General features: G+C 59.7%; 16 protein-coding genes. All 16 read right to left on the minus strand.

The features are described from left to right. Positions 1 to 9: 9 nt before the first annotated feature. Entirely contained in the window at positions 10 to 1017 is a 1008-nt protein-coding gene (nuoH, locus tag ACQ4OE_RS08820) for an NADH-quinone oxidoreductase subunit NuoH (RefSeq protein WP_007920179.1), read from the minus strand. Beyond that, a complete protein-coding gene (gene nuoG / locus ACQ4OE_RS08825; protein ID WP_430946393.1) occupies positions 1014 to 3728 on the minus strand; it encodes an NADH-quinone oxidoreductase subunit NuoG in 2715 nt (904 codons plus the stop codon). Before nuoG ends, nuoH begins: the two co-directional genes overlap by 4 nt. Before the next feature lie 136 nt (positions 3729 to 3864). Further along, on the minus strand, positions 3865 to 5220 hold the full coding sequence (gene nuoF, locus ACQ4OE_RS08830; protein WP_103306794.1) for an NADH-quinone oxidoreductase subunit NuoF: 1356 nt from the start codon (positions 5218 to 5220) through the stop codon (positions 3865 to 3867). Further along, entirely contained in the window at positions 5217 to 5714 is a 498-nt protein-coding gene (nuoE, locus tag ACQ4OE_RS08835; protein WP_122590307.1) for an NADH-quinone oxidoreductase subunit NuoE, read from the minus strand. Before nuoE ends, nuoF begins: the two co-directional genes overlap by 4 nt. A gap of 2 nt (positions 5715 to 5716) precedes the next feature. Next, on the minus strand, positions 5717 to 7501 hold the full coding sequence (gene nuoC, locus ACQ4OE_RS08840; RefSeq protein ID WP_007920189.1) for an NADH-quinone oxidoreductase subunit C/D: 1785 nt from the start codon (positions 7499 to 7501) through the stop codon (positions 5717 to 5719). Between the two features lie 73 nt (positions 7502 to 7574). Next, a complete protein-coding gene (locus tag ACQ4OE_RS08845) occupies positions 7575 to 8249 on the minus strand; it encodes a NuoB/complex I 20 kDa subunit family protein (RefSeq protein WP_007920192.1) in 675 nt (224 codons plus the stop codon). Positions 8250 to 8259: 10 nt separating this feature from the next. Beyond that, the gene (locus ACQ4OE_RS08850; RefSeq protein ID WP_003223812.1) at positions 8260 to 8673 is read right to left on the minus strand and encodes an NADH-quinone oxidoreductase subunit A; all 414 of its coding nucleotides are present in this window, start codon (positions 8671 to 8673) and stop codon (positions 8260 to 8262) included. Between the two features lie 556 nt (positions 8674 to 9229). Further along, the gene (locus ACQ4OE_RS08855; RefSeq protein ID WP_430946394.1) at positions 9230 to 10471 is read right to left on the minus strand and encodes an aspartate aminotransferase family protein; all 1242 of its coding nucleotides are present in this window, start codon (positions 10469 to 10471) and stop codon (positions 9230 to 9232) included. A 32-nt stretch (positions 10472 to 10503) separates the two neighbouring features. After that, positions 10504 to 11415: a LysR family transcriptional regulator gene (locus tag ACQ4OE_RS08860; RefSeq protein WP_430946395.1), complete on the minus strand. Its 912-nt coding sequence runs from the start codon at positions 11413 to 11415 to the stop codon at positions 10504 to 10506. A gap of 42 nt (positions 11416 to 11457) precedes the next feature. After that, positions 11458 to 11994 carry a 2,4'-dihydroxyacetophenone dioxygenase family protein gene (locus ACQ4OE_RS08865; RefSeq protein ID WP_053121625.1) on the minus strand — a complete coding sequence of 179 codons (537 nt, stop codon included), beginning with the start codon at positions 11992 to 11994 and terminating at the stop codon, positions 11458 to 11460. Positions 11995 to 12133: 139 nt separating this feature from the next. Continuing rightward, complete coding sequence (locus ACQ4OE_RS08870; RefSeq protein ID WP_430946396.1) at positions 12134 to 13558, minus strand: amino acid permease; 1425 nt, start codon at positions 13556 to 13558, stop codon at positions 12134 to 12136. Positions 13559 to 13870: 312 nt separating this feature from the next. Beyond that, positions 13871 to 15196 carry an isocitrate lyase gene (gene aceA / locus ACQ4OE_RS08875; protein WP_034155130.1) on the minus strand — a complete coding sequence of 442 codons (1326 nt, stop codon included), beginning with the start codon at positions 15194 to 15196 and terminating at the stop codon, positions 13871 to 13873. A gap of 474 nt (positions 15197 to 15670) precedes the next feature. Further along, positions 15671 to 16432 (minus strand): secretin N-terminal domain-containing protein, encoded by a 762-nt coding sequence (locus ACQ4OE_RS08880; RefSeq protein ID WP_430946397.1) that lies wholly within the window; start codon positions 16430 to 16432, stop codon positions 15671 to 15673. A 233-nt stretch (positions 16433 to 16665) separates the two neighbouring features. Beyond that, positions 16666 to 17091: a GNAT family N-acetyltransferase gene (locus tag ACQ4OE_RS08885; RefSeq protein ID WP_430946398.1), complete on the minus strand. Its 426-nt coding sequence runs from the start codon at positions 17089 to 17091 to the stop codon at positions 16666 to 16668. Then, the gene (locus tag ACQ4OE_RS08890) at positions 17084 to 18253 is read right to left on the minus strand and encodes a cupin domain-containing protein (RefSeq protein WP_122590296.1); all 1170 of its coding nucleotides are present in this window, start codon (positions 18251 to 18253) and stop codon (positions 17084 to 17086) included. The genes ACQ4OE_RS08885 and ACQ4OE_RS08890 overlap by 8 nt, the downstream gene beginning before the upstream one ends. 86 nt (positions 18254 to 18339) lie before the next feature. Further along, positions 18340 to 19710: an adenylosuccinate lyase gene (gene purB, locus ACQ4OE_RS08895; protein WP_003223822.1), complete on the minus strand. Its 1371-nt coding sequence runs from the start codon at positions 19708 to 19710 to the stop codon at positions 18340 to 18342. Positions 19711 to 19775: the final 65 nt, after the last annotated feature.

Raw genomic sequence — 19775 nt, forward strand, 5'->3', positions numbered from 1 at the left:
GTCAAATCCTCACTGAACCGCGACCGCAGGCGTGTTCCACAACACGACTGCAGCGGTCACCAGCAAATTGATCAGGGTCAGTGGCAGGCAGAATTTCCAGCTGAAATCCATCACCTGGTCATAACGCGGACGCGGAATGGAAGCGCGCAGCAGGATGAACAGCATGATGAAGAACGCGGTCTTCAGTGCGAACCAGACGAACGCCAGTTGCGGCAGGATGCCGAACGGACCGTGCCAGCCACCGAAGAACAGGGTGACCAACAGCGCCGAGATCAGGATGATGCCGATGTATTCACCGACGAAGAACATGCCCCATTTCATACCGGCGTATTCAATGTGGTAACCGTCAGCCAGTTCCTGTTCCGCTTCCGGCTGGTCGAACGGGTGACGGTGAGTCACGGCGACGCCAGCGATGAAGAAGGTACAGAAGCCGAAGAACTGCGGAATGATGAACCACAGGTTCTGCGCCTGGTACTCGACGATGTCGCGCATGTTGAACGAGCCGACCTGGACCACGATGCCCATCAGGGCCAGGCCCATGAACACTTCGTAGGACACGGTCTGCGCCGACGCACGCAAGCTGCCGAGCAGGGCGAACTTGTTGTTACTCGACCAGCCGGCGAACAACACCGCGTAGACCGACAGACCGGCCATGGCGAAGAAGAACAGCAGGCCGATGTTCAGGTCCGCGACGCCCCAGGTCGGGGTGATCGGGATAATCGCAAACGCGATCAGCAAGGCCGACATGGCGACCACCGGTGCCAAAGTGAAGATCACTTTATCGGCAAACGGTGGGGTCCAGTCTTCCTTGAAGAACATCTTCAGCATGTCGGCGGCGATCTGGAACATACCGAACGGACCAACGCGGTTCGGACCGTAACGGTCCTGCCACCAGCCCAACAGGCGACGTTCGACAAAGCTGAGCAACGCGCCTGCAACCACAACGGCCAGCAAAATCACGATGGCTTTGACGACCGAGAGGATCACATCGATCACTTCAGGGGTGAACCAGGTCATTGCGCTGCCTCCTGCAGACCGTCGACGGATACGCCGGCGAATGCCGGTGGAATGCCGGCTATGCCCGCAGGCAATGCCACCAGACCTGCGCCCAGTTCTTCATTGATGCGCAGCGGCAGACGCAGGGTCTGACCGGCCACGTTCAGGCTCAGCAAGGCACCGTCGTTGACGCCCAGACGATCCGCTTCCGACTTGGCCAGTGCCACGTAAGGCGCGGGAATGCGCTCTTGAACCGGTGCGGCTTTCGAAGAGTTCTCTTCGCTGCCGAACAGGTGGAAGAACGGCACGGCTTGCCAGGTGCCCGGCGCCGGGTTGAACGCACGTGGCGCAGCGGCGAACCAGTTCAGCGAGTCGCCAGTGCTTTCGATCAGGCGAGTGCCCGGATCGCCAGCGCGCAGGTGACCGCCGACTTCGTCCTGGAACTTGTTCCACGCTTGTGGCGAGTTCCAGCCCGGCGACCATGCAAATGGCACTTGCTGACGCGGTTCGGCAGAGCCCGAGTAACCTTCCATGGAGAAGGCAAACGCGGTGTCTTTGTCTTGCGGGGTGCGCGGTTCGTGAACGCTGATGTCGGCGCGCATCGCGGTGCGACCGGAGTAACGCAGCGGCTCACGCGCCAGTTTCAGACCCTTGATGCGGAACGCGGCGGACGGTGCAGCGTCGACGATACGCGCCAGTTGCTCGGTGCTCGAAGCAACGGCAGCGGTGACGTGGTCGAGTTGCGTCCAGTCGATCGGCTGGTTCAGCAGGGTCGCGCGCAGGGCGTGCAGCCAGCGCCAGCCTTCGTGAACCAGAATGCTCGCATCGAGGTATTGCGGATCGAAAACCTGGAAGAAGCGCTGAGCGCGACCTTCTTGGCTGACCAAAGTACCGTCGCCTTCAGCGAAGCTTGCCGCTGGTAGAACCAGGTGCGCGCGGTCGCTGGTAGCGGTTTTCTGATGGTCGGCAACGATCACCACTTGCGCGGCGTTCAGCGCAGCATCGACTTTTTCTTTGGCAGTGCGGGTGTACAGATCGTTTTCCAGCACAACGATCGCGTCAGCCTTACCGTCGATGACGGCTTGCAGCGCCGCGTCGACCGATTCGCCACCGAGCATGGCCAGACCGAGGCTGTTGGCTTCCGGCACGATCAGGCTGATCGAACCGTTCTTCTCGCGCAGCTTCAGTGCCTTGGCAATGTTCGCGGCGGCTTCGATCAAGGCTTTGGAGCCCAGCGAAGTACCGGCGATGATCAGTGGACGTTTGGCCGCGAGCAGGGCGTCGGCGATGCGCTGAGCCAGTTCCAGGGCTTCAGCGTCCAGACCTTCAACGGCCGGGGCGCTGGCGTCCAGAGCGTGGGCAACGGCGAAACCGATGCGCGCCAGATCGTCAGGAGCGGCGTGTACGCATTCTTCAGCGATGTCGTCGAGCTTGGTTTCAGCGAGGCTGGCGATGAACAGTGGGTTCAGCGCGTGCTGACCGATGTTCTTCACCGCTGCGTCGAGCCAAGGCTGAACGCGCATGGCTTCGGCCATGTCCTCAGCTTTGCCTTTGACCGATTGACGCAGGGACAGCGCCACGCGGGCGGCGGTCTGGGTCAGGTCTTCGCCGAGTACGAAGATTGCGTCGTGGTCTTCGATGTCGCGCATGTTCGGCACTGGCAGCGGGCTGTCTTTCAGCACTTGCAGGACCAGACGGATGCGCTCCAGTTCGGACGCTTCGATACCCGAGTAGAAGTGCTCGGCGCCAACCAGCTCGCGCAACGCGTAGTTGCTTTCGAGGCTGGCACGCGGCGAACCGATACCGACGATGTTGCGACCGCGCAGCAGATCAGCGGCTTTATCCAGTGCAGCGTCGAGGCCCAGCTTGGTGCCGTCGGCCAGCAGCGGCTGACGTGGGCGGTCGGTGCGGTTGACGTAGCCATAACCGAAACGGCCACGGTCGCACAGGAAGTACTGGTTTACCGAACCGTTGAAACGGTTTTCGATGCGACGCAGTTCGCCGTAACGCTCGCCCGGGGAGATGTTGCAACCGCTCGAGCAGCCATGGCAGATGCTCGGCGAGAACTGCATGTCCCACTTGCGGTTGTAGCGCTCGGAGTGAGTCTTGTCGGTGAACACACCAGTCGGGCAGACCTCGGTGAGGTTGCCGGAGAACTCGCTTTCGAGGGTGCCGTCTTCAACGCGACCGAAGTACACGTTGTCGTGGGCGCCGAATACACCGAGGTCGGTGCCGCCAGCGTAATCCTTGTAGAAACGCACGCAGCGATAGCAAGCGATGCAGCGGTTCATTTCGTGGGAAATGAACGGGCCCAGTTGCTGGTTCTGGTGGGTGCGTTTGGTGAAGCGATAACGGCGCTCGTTGTGGCCGGTCATCACCGTCATGTCTTGCAGGTGGCAATGACCGCCTTCTTCGCACACAGGGCAGTCGTGCGGGTGGTTGGTCATCAGCCATTCGACAACACTGGCGCGGAATGCCTTGGATTCATCATCGTCGATGGAGATCCAGGTGTTGTCGGTGGCCGGGGTCATGCAGGACATGACGATGCGACCACGGGTGTCGTTCTCGTCGGTGTACTGCTTGACCGCGCACTGGCGGCAAGCCCCGACGCTACCAAGCGCGGGGTGCCAGCAGAAATATGGAATGTCGAGGCCCAGCGACAGACATGCCTGTAACAGGTTGTCTGCCCCGTCGACTTCGAGCGCTTTGCCGTCTACGTGGATAGTGGCCATGGTTCAAAGGTCTTCGTTGGCCCGGTGTCAGCGGGCGTGGCTAATGGAATCTTGTTATCCGTCCGAATCCAGTCAGCCCCGAAAGGCGTCATCGGACGAAAGGCGAAGGGCACGGACCCTTCGCCTTTTTAAGCGTTTACGCGCCGATTACGATCGGCCTTGCCAGAGGCGGGACGGCGGCGCTGACTGGCGCGATACCGGCTTCGAACTCTGGACGGAAGTATTTGATGGCACTGCCCAACGGCTCCACGGCACCCGGTGCGTGAGCGCAGAAGGTCTTGCCTGGGCCGAGGAAACCGACCAGACCCAGCAGGGTCTCGATGTCGCCTGGCTGACCGCGGCCTTCTTCGATGGCCATCAAGAGCTTGACGCTCCATGGCAGACCATCACGGCACGGGGTACAGAAGCCGCACGACTCGCGAGCGAAGAACTGCTCCATGTTGCGCAGCAACGAGACCATGTTGACGCTGTCGTCCACCGCCATGGCCAGGCCGGTACCCATACGGGTGCCCACTTTGGCGATGCCGCCGGCGTACATTTGCGCGTCGAGGTGTTCTGGCAGGAGGAAACCGGTACCGGCGCCACCTGGTTGCCAGGCTTTGAGCTTGAAGCCGTCGCGCATGCCACCGGCGTAGTCTTCGAACAACTCGCGACCGGTGACGCCGAATGGCAGTTCCCACAGGCCCGGGTTTTTGACTTTGCCGGAGAAGCCCATGAGCTTGGTGCCCATGTCTTCGCTGCCTTCGCGAGCCAACGATTTGTACCAGTCAACGCCGTCGGCAATGATCGCCGGCACGTTGCACAGGGTTTCGACGTTGTTCACGCAGGTCGGCTTGCCCCACACGCCGACGGCGGCAGGGAAGGGTGGCTTGGAGCGCGGGTTGGCGCGGCGGCCTTCGAGGGAGTTGATCAGTGCGGTTTCTTCACCGCAGATGTAACGCCCGGCGCCGGTGTGAACGAACAGCTCGAAATCGAAGCCGCTGCCCAGAATGTTCTTGCCCAGCAGGCCCGCAGCCTTGGCTTCTTCCACAGCACGGTTCAAGTGCTTGGCGGCGGTGGTGTATTCGCCGCGCAGGAAGATGTAGCCACGGTAGGTTTTCAGCGCGCGCGCACTGATCAGCATGCCTTCGATCAGCAGATGGGGCAGTTGCTCCATCAGCATGCGGTCTTTCCAGGTGTTCGGCTCCATTTCATCCGCGTTGCACAGCAGGTAGCGGATGTTGATGGATTCGTCTTTGGGCATCAGGCCCCACTTCACGCCCGTGGGGAAGCCTGCACCGCCGCGACCTTTCAAGCCTGCGTCTTTCACGGTCTGGACGATGGCGTCCTGATCCATGTCGGCGAAGGCTTTGCGCGCAGCGGCGTAACCGTTCTTGGCCTGGTACTCGTCGAGCCACACGGCTTCGCCGTCGTCACGCAGACGCCAGGTCAGCGGGTGAGTCTCGGCCGAACGCTGAATGCGGTTGGCAGGACCGAAAGATGTCAGGGTCATACGTAGCCCTCGAGCAGTTTGGCGACGCCAGCAGGCTGCACATCACCAAAGGTGTCGTCGTCGATCATCAGCGCCGGAGCCTTGTCGCAGTTGCCGAGGCAGCAGACAGGCAGCAGGGTGAAACGACCGTCGGCGGTGGTCTGACCCAGGCCGATGCCCAGATTGTTCTGGATTTCGCTGACCACCGACTCGTGGCCACCGATGTAGCAGACCATGCTGTCGCAGACGCGAATGATGTGACGGCCAACCGGCTGACGGAAAATCTGGCTGTAGAACGTCGCCACACCTTCAACGTCGCTGGCCGGGATGCCGAGCATTTCACCTATTGCGTACAAGGCGCCATCCGGCACCCAGCCGCGTTCCTTCTGAACGATCTTCAGGGCTTCGATCGACGCCGCGCGCGGGTCTTCATAGTGATGCAGCTCGTGCTCGATGGCCGAGCGCTCGGTTTCACTGAGGGTGAAACGGTCTGTCTGGATAAGCGTGCTGTTCATGCTTAGCGGTCCACGTCGGCCATAACGAAATCGATACTACCCAGGTACGCAATCATGTCCGCGACCATGCTGCCTTTGATCACCGAAGGGATCTGTTGCAGATGCGGGAAGCTTGGAGTGCGGATCCGGGTACGGTAGCTCATGGTGCCGCCGTCGCTCGTCAGGTAATAACTGTTGATGCCCTTGGTCGCTTCGATCATCTGGAAGGATTCGTTGGCCGGCATCACCGGGCCCCACGAAACTTGCAGGAAGTGCGTGATCAAGGTTTCGATGTGCTGCAGCGTGCGTTCTTTCGGCGGCGGCGTGGTCAGCGGGTGATCCGCCTTGTACGGGCCTTCCGGCATGTTGCGCATGCACTGGTCGATGATCTTGATGCTCTGGCGCATCTCTTCAACGCGAACCATGCAGCGGTCGTAGGCATCGCCATTGGCGGCCAGCGGTACTTCGAACTCGAAGTTCTCGTAGCCGGAGTACGGACGCGCTTTACGCAGGTCGAAGTCGCAACCGGTCGAACGCAGGCCAGCACCGGTGACGCCCCATTCCAGGGCTTCTTTGGTGTTGTACTGGGCAACGCCGATGGTACGGCCCTTGAGGATGCTGTTCTGCAGGGCAGCCTTGGTGTATTCGTCGAGGCGTTTTGGCAGCCATTCAACGAAGTCTTTCACCAGTTTTTCCCAGCCGCGCGGCAGGTCGTGGGCAACGCCACCGATGCGGTACCAGGCCGGGTGCAGACGGAAACCGGTAATGGCTTCAATCACCGTGTACGCCTTCTGGCGGTCGGTGAAGGTGAAGAACACCGGCGTCATCGCGCCGACGTCCTGGATGTAAGTCCCGAGGAACAGCAGGTGGCTGGTGATCCGGAAGAACTCGGCCATCATGATGCGGATGACGTCGACCTTCTCAGGCACCTTGATGCCGGCCAGCTTCTCGACCGAGAGCACGTACGGCAGGTTGTTCATCACGCCGCCGAGGTAGTCGATACGGTCGGTGTACGGAATGAAACTGTGCCACGACTGACGCTCGGCCATTTTCTCGGCACCACGGTGGTGGTAGCCAATGTCCGGCACGCAATCGACGATCTCTTCACCGTCCAGCTGCAGAATGATACGGAACGCACCGTGCGCCGAAGGGTGGTTCGGGCCGAGGTTGAGGAACATGTAGTCCTCGTTCGGGCCGGAACGCTTCATGCCCCAGTCTTCAGGGCGGAAACGCGCGGCTTCTTCCTCAAGCTGTTGCTTGGCGAGGTTGAGGCTGTACGGATCGAATTCGGTGGCGCGCGCCGGGAAGTCCTTGCGCAGCGGGTGACCTTCCCAGGTCGGCGGCATCATGATGCGCGACAGGTGCGGGTGACCTTTGAAGTCGATGCCGAACATGTCCCAGACTTCACGCTCGTACCAGTTGGCGTTCGGCCAGATGCTGGTGACGGTCGGCAAGCTGAGGTCGCTCTCGGACAAGGCGACCTTGATCATCACGTCACTGTTACGCTCAAGCGACATGAGGTGATAGAACACGGTGAACTCGGCGTCGCTCGGCAGCCCTTGACGCTTGGTGCGCAGACGCTCGTCCACGCCGTGCAGGTCATAGAGCATGACGTACGGCTTGGGCAGGTTGCGCAGGAAAGTCAGGACTTCAACGAGCCTGGCGCGCGCGACCCACAGCACCGGCATGCCGGTGCGGGTCGACTGAGCGGTGAACGCTTCGGCGCCAAAACGGTTGTTCAATTCAACGACCACATCCTGGTCGTCGGCCTTATAAGGCGGGATGTACAGAGCACTGCCTGTAGTCATGGTTATTTTTTCGCTTTCGGTCAACGTAAAGAATGAAGCCAGCTTCTCGTTTCTTTGTAAGAACAGATCTGGATCAGACTTCGTCAGGGCTGCGCAGGTTGGTGACTGCGATTCGCTGTTCGCGGCGCTCTTCCTTCTGCGAAGGCATGTCGGCGCGATAAACGCCTTGATCGCCAACGACCCAGGAAAGCGGACGACGCTCCTTGCCGATCGATTCCTGCAAAAGCATCAAGCCTTGCAGAAATGCTTCCGGACGAGGAGGGCAGCCAGGTACGTAGACGTCCACGGGCAGGAACTTGTCCACCCCTTGAACCACAGAGTAGATGTCGTACATGCCACCGGAGTTAGCGCACGAACCCATGGAGATCACCCACTTCGGTTCGAGCATCTGCTCGTAGAGACGCTGGATGATCGGCGCCATCTTGATGAAGCAGGTACCGGCGATAACCATGAAGTCGGCCTGACGCGGCGATGCCCGGATAACCTCGGCGCCAAAGCGCGCGATGTCGTGGGGCGCCGTGAAGGCGGTGGTCATTTCCACGTAGCAGCACGACAAGCCGAAGTTGTACGGCCACAGGGAGTTCTTACGTCCCCAGTTGACCGCGCCACTCAGCACGTCTTCCAGCTTGCCCATGAAAATGTTTTTGTGGACTTGATCTTCTAACGGATCGGAAACGGTTTCCCGTTCGCCAATCGGATACTGCTCGTTAGGAGCATCGGGGTCGATCCTGGTGAGATTGTATTGCATTGCCAAAGCCTCATTGTTTCAGCTTCGCCTGCCGCTTGCGACGAGCTTCCGGAGCCCAGTCAAGGGCGCCCACTCGGAACAGGTAGACAAGACCTGCCAACAGAATTGCTATGAAAACGAGAGCTTCGACGAATCCGGTCCAGCCGCTTTCGCGGACGGACACAGACCATGCAAAGAGAAAGAGGGCTTCGATATCGAAGATCACGAAGAGCATCGCGACCAGATAGAATTTGGCTGAGAGCCGCAAGCGGGCGCCACCGGTAGGTAGCATGCCCGACTCGAACGGTTCGTTTTTGCTGCGGCCCCAGGCTTTTGACCCGAGGAGGCTGGAGACGCCAAGCATGAAGGCACACAGGCCGACGACACCCAGAAGGAAAATGGCAAAGCCCCAGTTGTGGGCCATGAGTCCTGTCGCTTCGGGCATGCTGGTAATCCTTAACAGAGAGCAAAGGTCTCTGAGCTTGATAAAGAAATAGGCAGTGACGATATGTCGCAGCAATCAATCGCGCTGATTTTATGGCTAAACACCCGGCAAGTAAAATTCCTATAGCGAAATTATTTATTGGAATAAGGACATAGCGCATCTCCGATGCCCTGCAGCCCATGCGTTGCGGGCATTAGCCGGGGTTATGCAAATAATGTTTTGTAGAGAATGTAACGAACATAGTTGTCGCTAAATGATAATTAATATCGTTTGGAATGGTTTTGTAACTGTTTAACGGGTGAGGTATTGGGAAGTTGTCTTACTTGCGCGTTACTGCAAGTAGCGACGGCGCCCGTTTTACACGATTTTTCCTACGCCGCTACCGCTCTGGATCAATGTTTTGTCCGAGCGCCGCGAATCCCTTTGGCAGCGAGCGGTGGTGTGCCGGAAGTCCTGTGTCCAACCGAGAACCCTGGAGCGAGCCTGCTCGCGAAAGCGGTCTGCCAGTCACCGCCAAACCCGACGCCTTGCGCGCCGGGCCTGAATCCCAATCCTCTTAGCCGAACCGCCCAGCCAGTTTCGAAGCCGCCACCGCAAAAGCAGCCTTCATCTCCTCAACCACGCCATCATCGTGGGCGAACGACAGGTAAACCCGCCCATAAGGCGAAGGCATCACCAGCACCCCGGCTTCGCGCAACGCCAAATGCAGCGCCTTACTGAACTCGGCATCGCCACATTCCAGCGCCTCGGCATAATTCGTCGGTGCCTGCGCCGAAGGCCAGATCCCAAACACATTCCCGTAACCACTGGTGCTGACCGTCATCCCATGGGCCTTGAACGAGGCCTCCACCGAAACACGCAGCGCCTCACCCCGCGCAATCAAACGCTGATAATCCGCATCATCCAGTTGTGCCAAGGTGCTGATCACCGCTGCACACGCCATCGGGTTGCCGCTGAACGTGCCGCCACGCAGCACACGGCCTTCCTCAAACCCCGCCAAGATATGCGGCTTGCCGACAATCGCCGACACCGGCACGCCATTACCGATCGCCTTGCCAACACTGGCGATGTCCGGATCCAGCCCCGCCTGCAAACCCGCGAGGCCGGCGAACAGGCGAAACCCCATCAGCACTTCATCGCAGATCACCAACGCCCCATGTCGATGCGCGACTTCCTGAACATGCAGCAAATACCCCGGCGCCGGCATGATGCAGCCGGCATTGGCGAGCATCGGCTCAAGAATCACCGCCGCAATGTCCGCATCTTCAGCAAACAACCGCTCGACATCATCAAAGTCATTGAAGCGCAGCAACGTCGTGCGCGGCGTAGAAGGTCGCTGGCCGTCAGCGAAATTCGCCTCACTGGACGACACATTGCCGAAGCTGACGTCATCGAACCAACCGTCGAAGCCCGCGGCCATTTTCGCGATACGCCCGCGCCCGGTATAAGCGCGAGCCGCACGGCAGGCAAGGTGTACCGCTTCACTGCCGGAGTTGGTGAAAATCACCTTGCTCAGCGCGCCGGTATGCGCCGCCAGTGCCGAGGCCGCCGCGTGTTCACGAACATGCGCCCACGACGGCGCGGCAGAATCGGCCAACGCAGCTGCCACCTGTTCGTTCACGCGGTTATTGGCGTGCCCCAGCAGCACAGCGCCAAAGCCAAGCGCGGTGTCGATGTAGCGCCGACCTTGATCGTCATACACGTAGGCGTCCTTGCCGTTGCGGATAAACAGGGTTTCGCCATTGAGTTCAGGAAGGATGCGCGCGGCGCTGGAAACATCGCCAATCAGGTTACGCATAGAAGCCTCTGTGCTTGTTAATAGGTGAGCGCTCAGCCGCGCTCGGTGTTCCACGGACTTTGCGCGAGTTTCTGTTCAAGAAAGTCGCGGAACACGCGGATCCTGGGGCTGAGGTGCTTGCGATTGGTGTAGATCATGTAAATCGGTTCAAAGCTGTCCGGGCTGTAGCTCTGCAGTAGCGGGATCAAGCGACCTTCGCGGATATCGTGGCCGATATGAAACTCAGCCAGGCGCACAATGCCCGCGCCGCTGAGTGCCAGATCGCGCAGCAGATCGCCCTGAGCGAAAGTCGCTTTGGGAATCACCGGGATGCACGTTGGGTGGCCATCGATGAGGAAATCCCAGTCGTTCCACACGCTGTTGAAGCCAAAACTGAAACAGGTGTGATCGAGCAATTGCTGTGGGTGCTCCGGCGTTCCGTGGCGAGCGAGGTAGTCCGGGGAGGCGCAGATGATCCAGCGGCTCTGGCCAATCTTGCGGGCGATGCGCGTGGAATCTGGCAGGACGCCGCTGTGAATCGCCAGATCCAGCCCTTGATCGAACTGATCGGAAAACTGCGCGCCGATCTGGATATCAATCGTCAGCCCGGGGTAGGCCGCCAAGAACTCCGGCAACCACGGAATGATCTGGTGTTTGGCGAACGTCGACATCGTGTGAATCCGCAGCATGCCGCTGACCCGCGTCGGAAACGCTTCGGCCAGCGAGTCGGCTTCGGCCATCGCATTGATCACCGCGCGGGCGCTGACCAGATAGGCCGCGCCTTCTTCGGTCAGCGACAAGCTGCGCGTGCCGCGTTGAAACAGGCGCACCTGCAAGCGATCTTCCAGGCGCGAAATCAGCTTGCTGATGGCCGACGGCGTCAGACCGTGGGCGCGAGAGGCCGCTGAAAAGTTACCGTGCTCGGTGGCCCAAAGAAACGCCAGCAGCTGCGAGTAGTTATCCAAGGCTTGCCTCCCGTGTCGATCAGACGCCTGCCACGGCGTCGATCAGCGAATGAACTGTTCGATGTAATCGTCTGGCAGCCCGAGCTTTTTGTAGTGCGCGCGGGCCGTTTCCAGTTTGGTGAAAACGTCTTCGTAACCGACCGCTACACCCTGCGGGTCAACGTAGGTGTAGCCGCCCTGCACGTGAAACCAGGTGATCATCTCTTCGACATCTTCCGGCACAAACAGGGTGTGCGTCTCGCCCGGTGGCTCGAACGCGAACGAACCTTCCTCGGCGACCCAGTCATGCTCCAGATAGTACCAGCGACCTTTCAGCACCATCGCGTGCACGCCGCCGGTATGACGATGGCGCGAGAGCACACCGCTTTTGCGCACGCGCAACAGGTTGATGTAGTAGCCACCGGACACGCTGAGCAACACCGGTTTGAACGACACCGAATCGGTCACCGGCACCCACAGTTGATCGTCTTCCAGCCATTGGCCGAGGACGCCGGGGTGCACCATGTCGGGCGCCATGTACGGCACTTGCGGCAGTTGATACGGGATGGCCAGTTCGTCAGGTTTAGGCGCAATACTCATGAGGCGTTCCTTGTAAGTTTTGATAACCCCCGGCCGTTTGTTGGCCGGGGTTTCAAGCAGGTTAGGCTGGCGATCAACCGTGAAAAAGTGGGTCGCCGGCACACTCGCTGTGACGCTCAGTCACAGTGGCGGGCGGTGTTCAGGCCAATACTTGCGGGGTGGCGGTTTCAACTGGCGCCATGGCGCTGCGGCGTGCCGACAGTTCGGGCTGCGACTTCTGCAAATACGCGCCGATGATCACCAGCACCGCCGTCAGGCCGAGGGTCGAGAGCAGTTCCGCACGCTGGCCGGGGAAGGCCGCCATGATCGCGAACACGCCGAGGATGAACCCGATCGTGAGGATCGTCAGATACGGAAACATCCACATCCGCACTTCGAGTTTCTTGCCCTGCGCGACCAGTTTGCGGCGCATGCACAGTTGTGTGACGGCGATCACCAGGTACATCAGCAAGGCCAATGCGCCGCTGGTGGCCAGCAGAAACTGAAACACTTGCTTGGGCAGCAGGTAGTTGGCGGTCAGCGCCGTCAGCGCCGCGACCGATGTCAGCGCGACGGCCAGCAGTGGTACGCCGTGACGGGTGGTGTGCGACACCGCGTTCGGTGCATCGCCGCGACGGGCCAGCGAGTAGGCCATGCGCGAAGCGGTGTAGATCGCCGAGTTCAGGCAACTGGTGACGGCCACCAGCACAACAATGCCCATGATCTGCGGCGCCCACGGAATGTTCATCGCACTCAACACGGCCTGGTAAGAACCCTTCGCCAGATCTGGGGCGTTCCACGGAATCAGGCACACCACCACAAACATCGAGCCGAGATAGAACAAGCCCAAACGCCAGACCACGGCATGAATGGCTTTTTTGATGTTGGCTTTCGGGTCCTTGGATTCAGCGGCGGCAATGGTCACCACTTCGCTGCCCTGGAAACTGAACATCGCTGTTAGCAGGCCGGCGACAATCGCCACGTTACCGTTGGGGGCGAAACCGCCGTTGGCGTAGAGATTGGAAATCCCGCTGGTCGAAGAACCCGGCAAAACCCCGAAAATCGCCAGCACACCGAGAATGATGAAACCGACGATCGAGACGACCTTGAACAACGACAACCAATATTCCAGCGTACCGAACGAACCGACGCTGAGGCTGTTGCACAGGATCAGCGCAAACGTGACGCCGAACGCCGCCACCCAATGGGAAATCCCTAGCCAATCGCCAAGGATATTGCCGGCGACAATCGCTTCAATGGCAATGACCAGCACGTAAAACCACCAGTACAACCAACCGATGGAAAACCCGGCCCAGCGACCAATCGCCTGATCGGCATAGGATGAGAACGACCCGGTGTCTGGCCGCGCAGTGGCCATTTCGCCGAGCATCTGCATGACCAGCACCACGATGATCGCGGCGCAGACATACGACACCAGCACCGCAGGACCAGCGGTGGCGATGGCATTGCTCGAACCCACAAACAGACCGGCGCCGATCACGCCGCCGATCGAAATCATTGTGACCTGCCGTCCCTTCAAGCCATTCCCTAGCTCGTTGTTAGCCTTGTCTTTGTCATCACGCATCGGCTTGTACCTCGAATGAACGTCTTTATTATTGTCATAGCGCCGCAACGACACGGCGATGGGCCGTACCCTAAGCGTTAAGAGGGGAGGGCATTAGCCCCAAATGGTTCAAACAGGGTGTGAACTGTCGTCACAGATGGCGGAGTTTTGGCGGGGAAGTGTCAAGGACGGGAGTGGGTGGGGAAGCTGTCGTCAGGCGTCTGCCAAATCGCAGACAAAAAAACGCCCCGAACCAGTCGGGGCGTCAGTTTTGCGGCTCTGCGGTTAGCTTTCTATCCGATCCGCAGAGGCCGTTTGCTCAGCGAAGCAGAATCAGTGGAACTGTTCTTCTTCGGTCGAACCGGTCAGTGCGGTTACCGAAGACGAGCCACCTTGAATCACGGTGGTCATGTCGTCGAAGTAGCCGGTGCCCACTTCCTGCTGGTGAGCCACAAAGGTGTAACCCTTGGCGGCGTCAGCGAATTCCTGCTCTTGCAGTTTCACGTAGGCAGTCATGTCGTTGCGGGCGTAGTCGTGCGCCAGGTTGAACATGCTGTGCCACATGTTGTGAATGCCGGCCAGGGTGATGAACTGGTGCTTGTAACCCATGGCGGACAGTTCGCGCTGGAACTTGGCGATGGTCGCGTCGTCCAGGTTTTTCTTCCAGTTGAAGGAAGGCGAGCAGTTGTACGACAGCAGTTGGTCCGGGTATTCCTTTTTGATCGCTTCAGCGAAGCGACGGGCTTCGTCCAGATCCGGCTTGGCGGTTTCGCACCAGATCAGGTCGGCGTATGGCGCGTAAGCCAGGCCACGAGCGATGGCTTGATCGAGGCCGGCACGGACCTTGTAGAAACCTTCCTGAGTGCGCTCGCCAGTCACGAAAGGCTGGTCGTACGGGTCGCAATCGGAGGTCAGCAGGTCAGCGGCGTTCGCGTCGGTACGGGCCAGAATGATGGTCGGGGTACCGGCAACGTCAGCAGCCAGACGCGCAGCGGTCAGCTTCTGTACGGCTTCCTGAGTAGGAACCAGTACTTTACCGCCCATGTGACCGCATTTCTTCACGGAAGCCAGTTGGTCTTCGAAGTGAACGCCGGCAGCGCCTGCTTCGATCATGCTCTTCATCAGCTCGTAGGCGTTCAGGACGCCGCCGAAACCGGCTTCTGCGTCAGCCACGATTGGCGCGAAGTAGTCGATGTAGCCTTCGTCGCCCGGGTTCTTGCCGGCTTTCCACTGGATCTGGTCAGCACGACGGAACGAGTTGTTGATGCGCTTGACCACGGTTGGCACCGAGTCCACCGGGTACAGCGACTGGTCTGGGTACATGGATTCTGCGGAGTTGTTGTCCGCAGCCACTTGCCAGCCCGACAGGTAGATCGCCTGGATACCGGCTTTAACCTGCTGAACAGCCTGGCCGCCAGTCAGGGCGCCCATGCAGTTGACGAAATCTTTCTCAGGACGGAAGGACGGCTTGGCACCCTGGGTGACCAGGTTCCACAGCTTGTCGGCGCCCATTTTTGCAAAGGTGTGCTCAGGTTGAACCGAGCCACGCAGACGGACGACGTCAGCAGCGGAGTAAGTGCGTGTCACGCCTTTCCAGCGCGGGTTTTCAGCCCAGTCTTTTTCGAGGGCTGCAATTTGCTGTTCGCGTGTCAGTGCCATGGAGATAAACCTCGTCGCGTCTTTTATGAAAAGTTGTTCTGCGGTGGAAAATTCCTGCGCTCGCTGACCAGAAGCTTAGGTGGTCAAGTCGGATTCGGCGGGGTAGGCGACGGGATGAACGATGGGCTCGAGGGGAAGTGAGCAGGTAGTGGCGGACTGCGGGCGCATTCGGGCGTCGTGGGCCTCTATACGATCTACAGTGTGGAGCCGGGTTACCTAATTACGCTTCCGTCCCTCGGGACAACTTCGTTCCAGTCGGCAACCTCGTCAAACACACCTTGTGGGCGGTACAGACACGAAACGGTTCGCGGGGTAGGTGCGAACATCGCTTCGAAGGCCCTTGCCAGGGCCTCTGATTAGCGGGAGCGAGGCCATCATGCCTTCGCTTTTTTGCCTCGTCAAACGTTTTGTAGTGCTTTTTTTCAAGCACTACATCTTTCGTCTAATACGACTAATCAGTCAGTTTTCGGTGCTTTAGTCCAGCGTGTCGACTTTCACCCGCAAAGTCATGTCATCCCGGCCTTGAGTCGAGTAGCTGCGGGTCAGGCCCTGTTTATCAGCCTGGGTCTGGCTGTTGACGCCGGCGAGGGTGATCCATTCACCGAGGCGTCCGCTGACGGTTGTGTCGGTACTTTGCACGTTCACTACATCGGAACGTTCCTGACTCATGCGGTCATTGTTGGTGGTGATTGCCAGATGAACGATGTCGCCGGTGACGCTGGCGGTGACGTAGAACCCTTGTGTGACGTTGCGGTATTGAGTCTGACTGCTGTAGTCGCCGTAGGAATTGCTCTGGCTGCTGGTGATCGGCACGCTTTGTCCGACCTGAATCAGCGCCGGCGCGCCTTCGCTGGCCTGAATCTGTTGCACGCCGCCATTACGGCTGGTGGTGCTGCGGCTGATGATGCGGGTCTGGCTCGGCTGTGCGCCGTTGATTGAATAGCCTTCATCGCCACGGCCATTGTTTTCGTTGGTATCGACGGTGATCAGCAGGCGTTTGGGCGCGGTGTCGAGTTGGGTGATCAGCGCCTTGAGTTCCTGGATCTTGTCCGGCTCGGCCTTGATGATCAGTTGGTTGCCGTAGGCGCTGACCTGACCGTCCTTGCCAAGGAAGTCTTGCGCCATTGGCAGCATGTCGGTGCTGGTGCGGTAATTGAGAGGCACGATTTCTGTAGCTGCCATCACCGAAAAACTGCAGCCGAGCAGCAGGGTGGTGAGCAGGGTGCGTAGGGACATGTCCGTTATCTCCGCTTTCGAAAGGCTTGATATTGCCAGTTTGTCGGCCTTGGGTGGGGCAAGTTGAATCGTAGACAGCAAAACGCCCCGGCATCGGTGGATGTCGGGGCGTGATCGTTCCCACGCTCTGCGTGGGAATGCAGCCAGTGACGCTCTGCGTCACATGCCGCAAGGGACGCGGAGCGTTCCGAGAGGCATTCCCACGCAGAGCGTGGGAACGATCAGGGCAGAGCTCAAGCCGAATGGCGAACCATGTCGACATGCGGAATCCCGGCTTCGAGAAATTCCTCGCTGACCAGACTGAAACCCAAGCGCTCATAGAACGCCGTGGCCTGCACCTGGGCGCTGAGCATCTGCTCCTTCAAGCCGCGCGTTTCTGCTTCAGCGATAACCGCTTGCATGAGCGCATCACCGACCTTCATTCCGCGCCAGTCTTTCAGCACGGAAACGCGGCCAATGTGCCCGTCAGGCAGCAGGCGCGCAGTGCCGATCGGAAAGTCGCCTTCAAAGGCCAGGAAATGCACGGCGGTCGCGTCGTCCGCGTCCCACTCCAGCTCAGGTGGCACCGATTGCTCGGCAATGAACACCGTTTCACGAATGCGCCGGATCTCGGCGATGTCCTTCTGCCAGTCTGCGACACGAACGCGAATTTTATTCATCAGCGAACCCCAGGCTACCTTGCTTGACCAGCTCGCACAGCAGGCCGCGACCGTCTTCGTCGCTCAGCCACTCGCCGAGGTTGTCGGCGTGCAGGGCGTCAGCGGCGCAAATCAGTTTCAGCAGCTCGCGCAGTTTGCCCGGCAGATAACGGCTCTGGCCGCTGGCGAACAGGAGCAGGTCGTCATCGACTTCCGACCAGGCCAGACGCGCGCTCGGGTTGCGGATCAGCACGGCGCCATCTTGCAAAGCGCTGAGGAAGTCTTCTTCTTCGACGTCTTCCGGGCCAACCACCAGTTCCGGATAGCGCGGCTCGGTCATGTACTGGCCGAACCAAGTCAGCAGCAGACGCTCGTCGCTCATGTGCTCGGCGAGCAGGCTTTTCAGACGATCCAGCGCATCGTGCTGAATCTGATGCGGGTCAGCGGCTGGCTGCGCGTCGGCGTCGGTGTAACGCTCTTCGTCAGTCAGGAACTGGCTGAGGAAGTCGGTGAAGTGGGTCAGCACTTCGGAAGCGCTCGGCGCACGGAAGCCGACCGAGTAGGTCATGCAGTTGTCGACCGCGACACCGCAGTGAGCCAGACGCGGCGGCAGGTAGAGCATATCGCCCGGTTCCAGAACCCATTCTTCGGTCTCGTGGAATTCGGCGAGGATGCGCAGATCCGCGTGTTGCAGCAGCGGGCTCTCGGAATCACACATCTGGCCGATTTTCCAGTTGCGCTTGCCGTGACCTTGCAGCAGGAACACGTCGTAGTTATCGAAGTGCGGACCGACGCTGCCACCCGGGGCGGCGAAGCTGATCATCACATCGTCGACGCGCCAGCTCGGCAGGAAACGGAAGTTTTCCAACAGCTCGCTGACTTCCGGGACGAATTGATCGACGGCTTGAACCAGCAGGGTCCACTCTTTTTCCGGCAGCTTGCTGAACTCGTCTTCAGCGAACGGGCCGCGACGCAGTTCCCATGGGCGCTCGCCGTGCTCGATCACCAGGCGCGACTCGACTTCTTCTTCCAGGGCCAGGCCGGCCAGTTCGTCGGCGTCGATCGGACTTTCGAAGTCAGGAATTGCCTGACGGATCAGCAGTGGCTTTTTCTGCCAGTAATCGCGCAGGAATTCGCGCGCCGTGATGCCGCCCAGAAGTTGAAGAGGAATGTCGGAATTCATATGTAACCTATTGAAAAAAAGCACTTTTCAGACGGGAATAAAAACGCCCGGCGCGGCCGGGCGTCTCAAACGGGTCAAACGGTCGATCAGATGCGTTTGGCTTGCGCTACAGCGTTGCCGATGTAGTTGGCCGGGGTCAGTTGCTTGAGCTCGGCTTTCGCTTCGGCTGGCATGTCCAGACCATCGATGAAAGTCTGCAGCGCTTCAGGGCTGATGCCCTTGCCGCGGGTCAGTTCTTTCAGTTTTTCGTACGGGTTTTCGATGTTGTAGCGGCGCATCACGGTCTGGATCGGCTCAGCCAACACTTCCCAGCAAGCGTCGAGGTCAGCGGCAATCTTCTGCTCGTTGAGCTCCAGTTTGCTGATGCCTTTGAGGCTGGCTTCGTACGCGATCACGCTGTGGGCGAAGCCGACACCAAGGTTGCGCAGGACGGTGGAGTCGGTCAGGTCGCGCTGCCAGCGGGAGATTGGCAGTTTGCTCGCCAGGTGCTGGAACAGTGCGTTGGCGATGCCCAGATTGCCTTCGGAGTTTTCGAAGTCGATCGGGTTGACCTTGTGCGGCATGGTCGACGAACCGATTTCGCCAGCGATGGTGCGCTGCTTGAAATAACCCAGGGAGATGTAGCCCCAGATGTCACGGTCGAAGTCGATCAGGATAGTGTTGAAGCGCGCGATCGCGTCGAACAGCTCGGCGATGTAGTCGTGCGGTTCGATCTGGGTGGTGTACGGGTTGAAGCCCAGACCCAGTTCGTCTTCGATGAAGGCGCGGGCGTTGGCTTCCCAGTCGATCTGCGGGTAGGCCGACAGGTGCGCGTTGTAATTGCCGACAGCGCCGTTGATCTTGCCCAGCAGCGGCACGGCAGCGACCTGAGCGATCTGGCGCTCGAGACGGTAAACCACGTTCGCCAGTTCTTTGCCCAGAGTGGTCGGCGAAGCCGGTTGACCGTGGGTGCGCGACAGCATCGGCACGTCAGCGAAACGGATGGCCAGTTCGCGGATGGCGTTGGCCGTCTGGCGCATCAGCGGCAGCATCACGTCGTCACGGCCTTCGCGCAGCATCAGCGCGTGGGACAGGTTGTTGATGTCTTCGCTGGTGCAGGCAAAGTGGATGAACTCGCTGACCTTGGCCAGTTCCGGCAGCTTGGCCGCCTGCTCTTTGAGCAGGTATTCGATCGCTTTGACGTCGTGGTTGGTGGTGCGCTCGATCTCTTTGACGCGCTCGGCGTGCTCCAGCGAGAAGTTTTCAGCCAGTTCATTGAGAACGGCGTTGGCCTCGGCGGAGAAGGCTGGCACTTCAGGGATACCAGCGTGGGCGGCCAGGCGCTGGAGCCAGCGCACTTCAACCAGAACACGGGCACGGATCAGACCGTACTCGCTGAAAATCGGGCGCAGGGCCTGGGTTTTGCCGGCGTAGCGGCCGTCAACAGGGGAAACCGCAGTGAGCGAAGAAAGCTGCATGGGGTGTTCTCGGACAGTCGGGCAACGAAATGGGGCGCGTATCATACATGAAAAAATCCGCCGGT

This window comes from Pseudomonas sp. WC2 (assembly GCF_050586545.1).
GTDB lineage: Bacteria > Pseudomonadota > Gammaproteobacteria > Pseudomonadales > Pseudomonadaceae > Aquipseudomonas.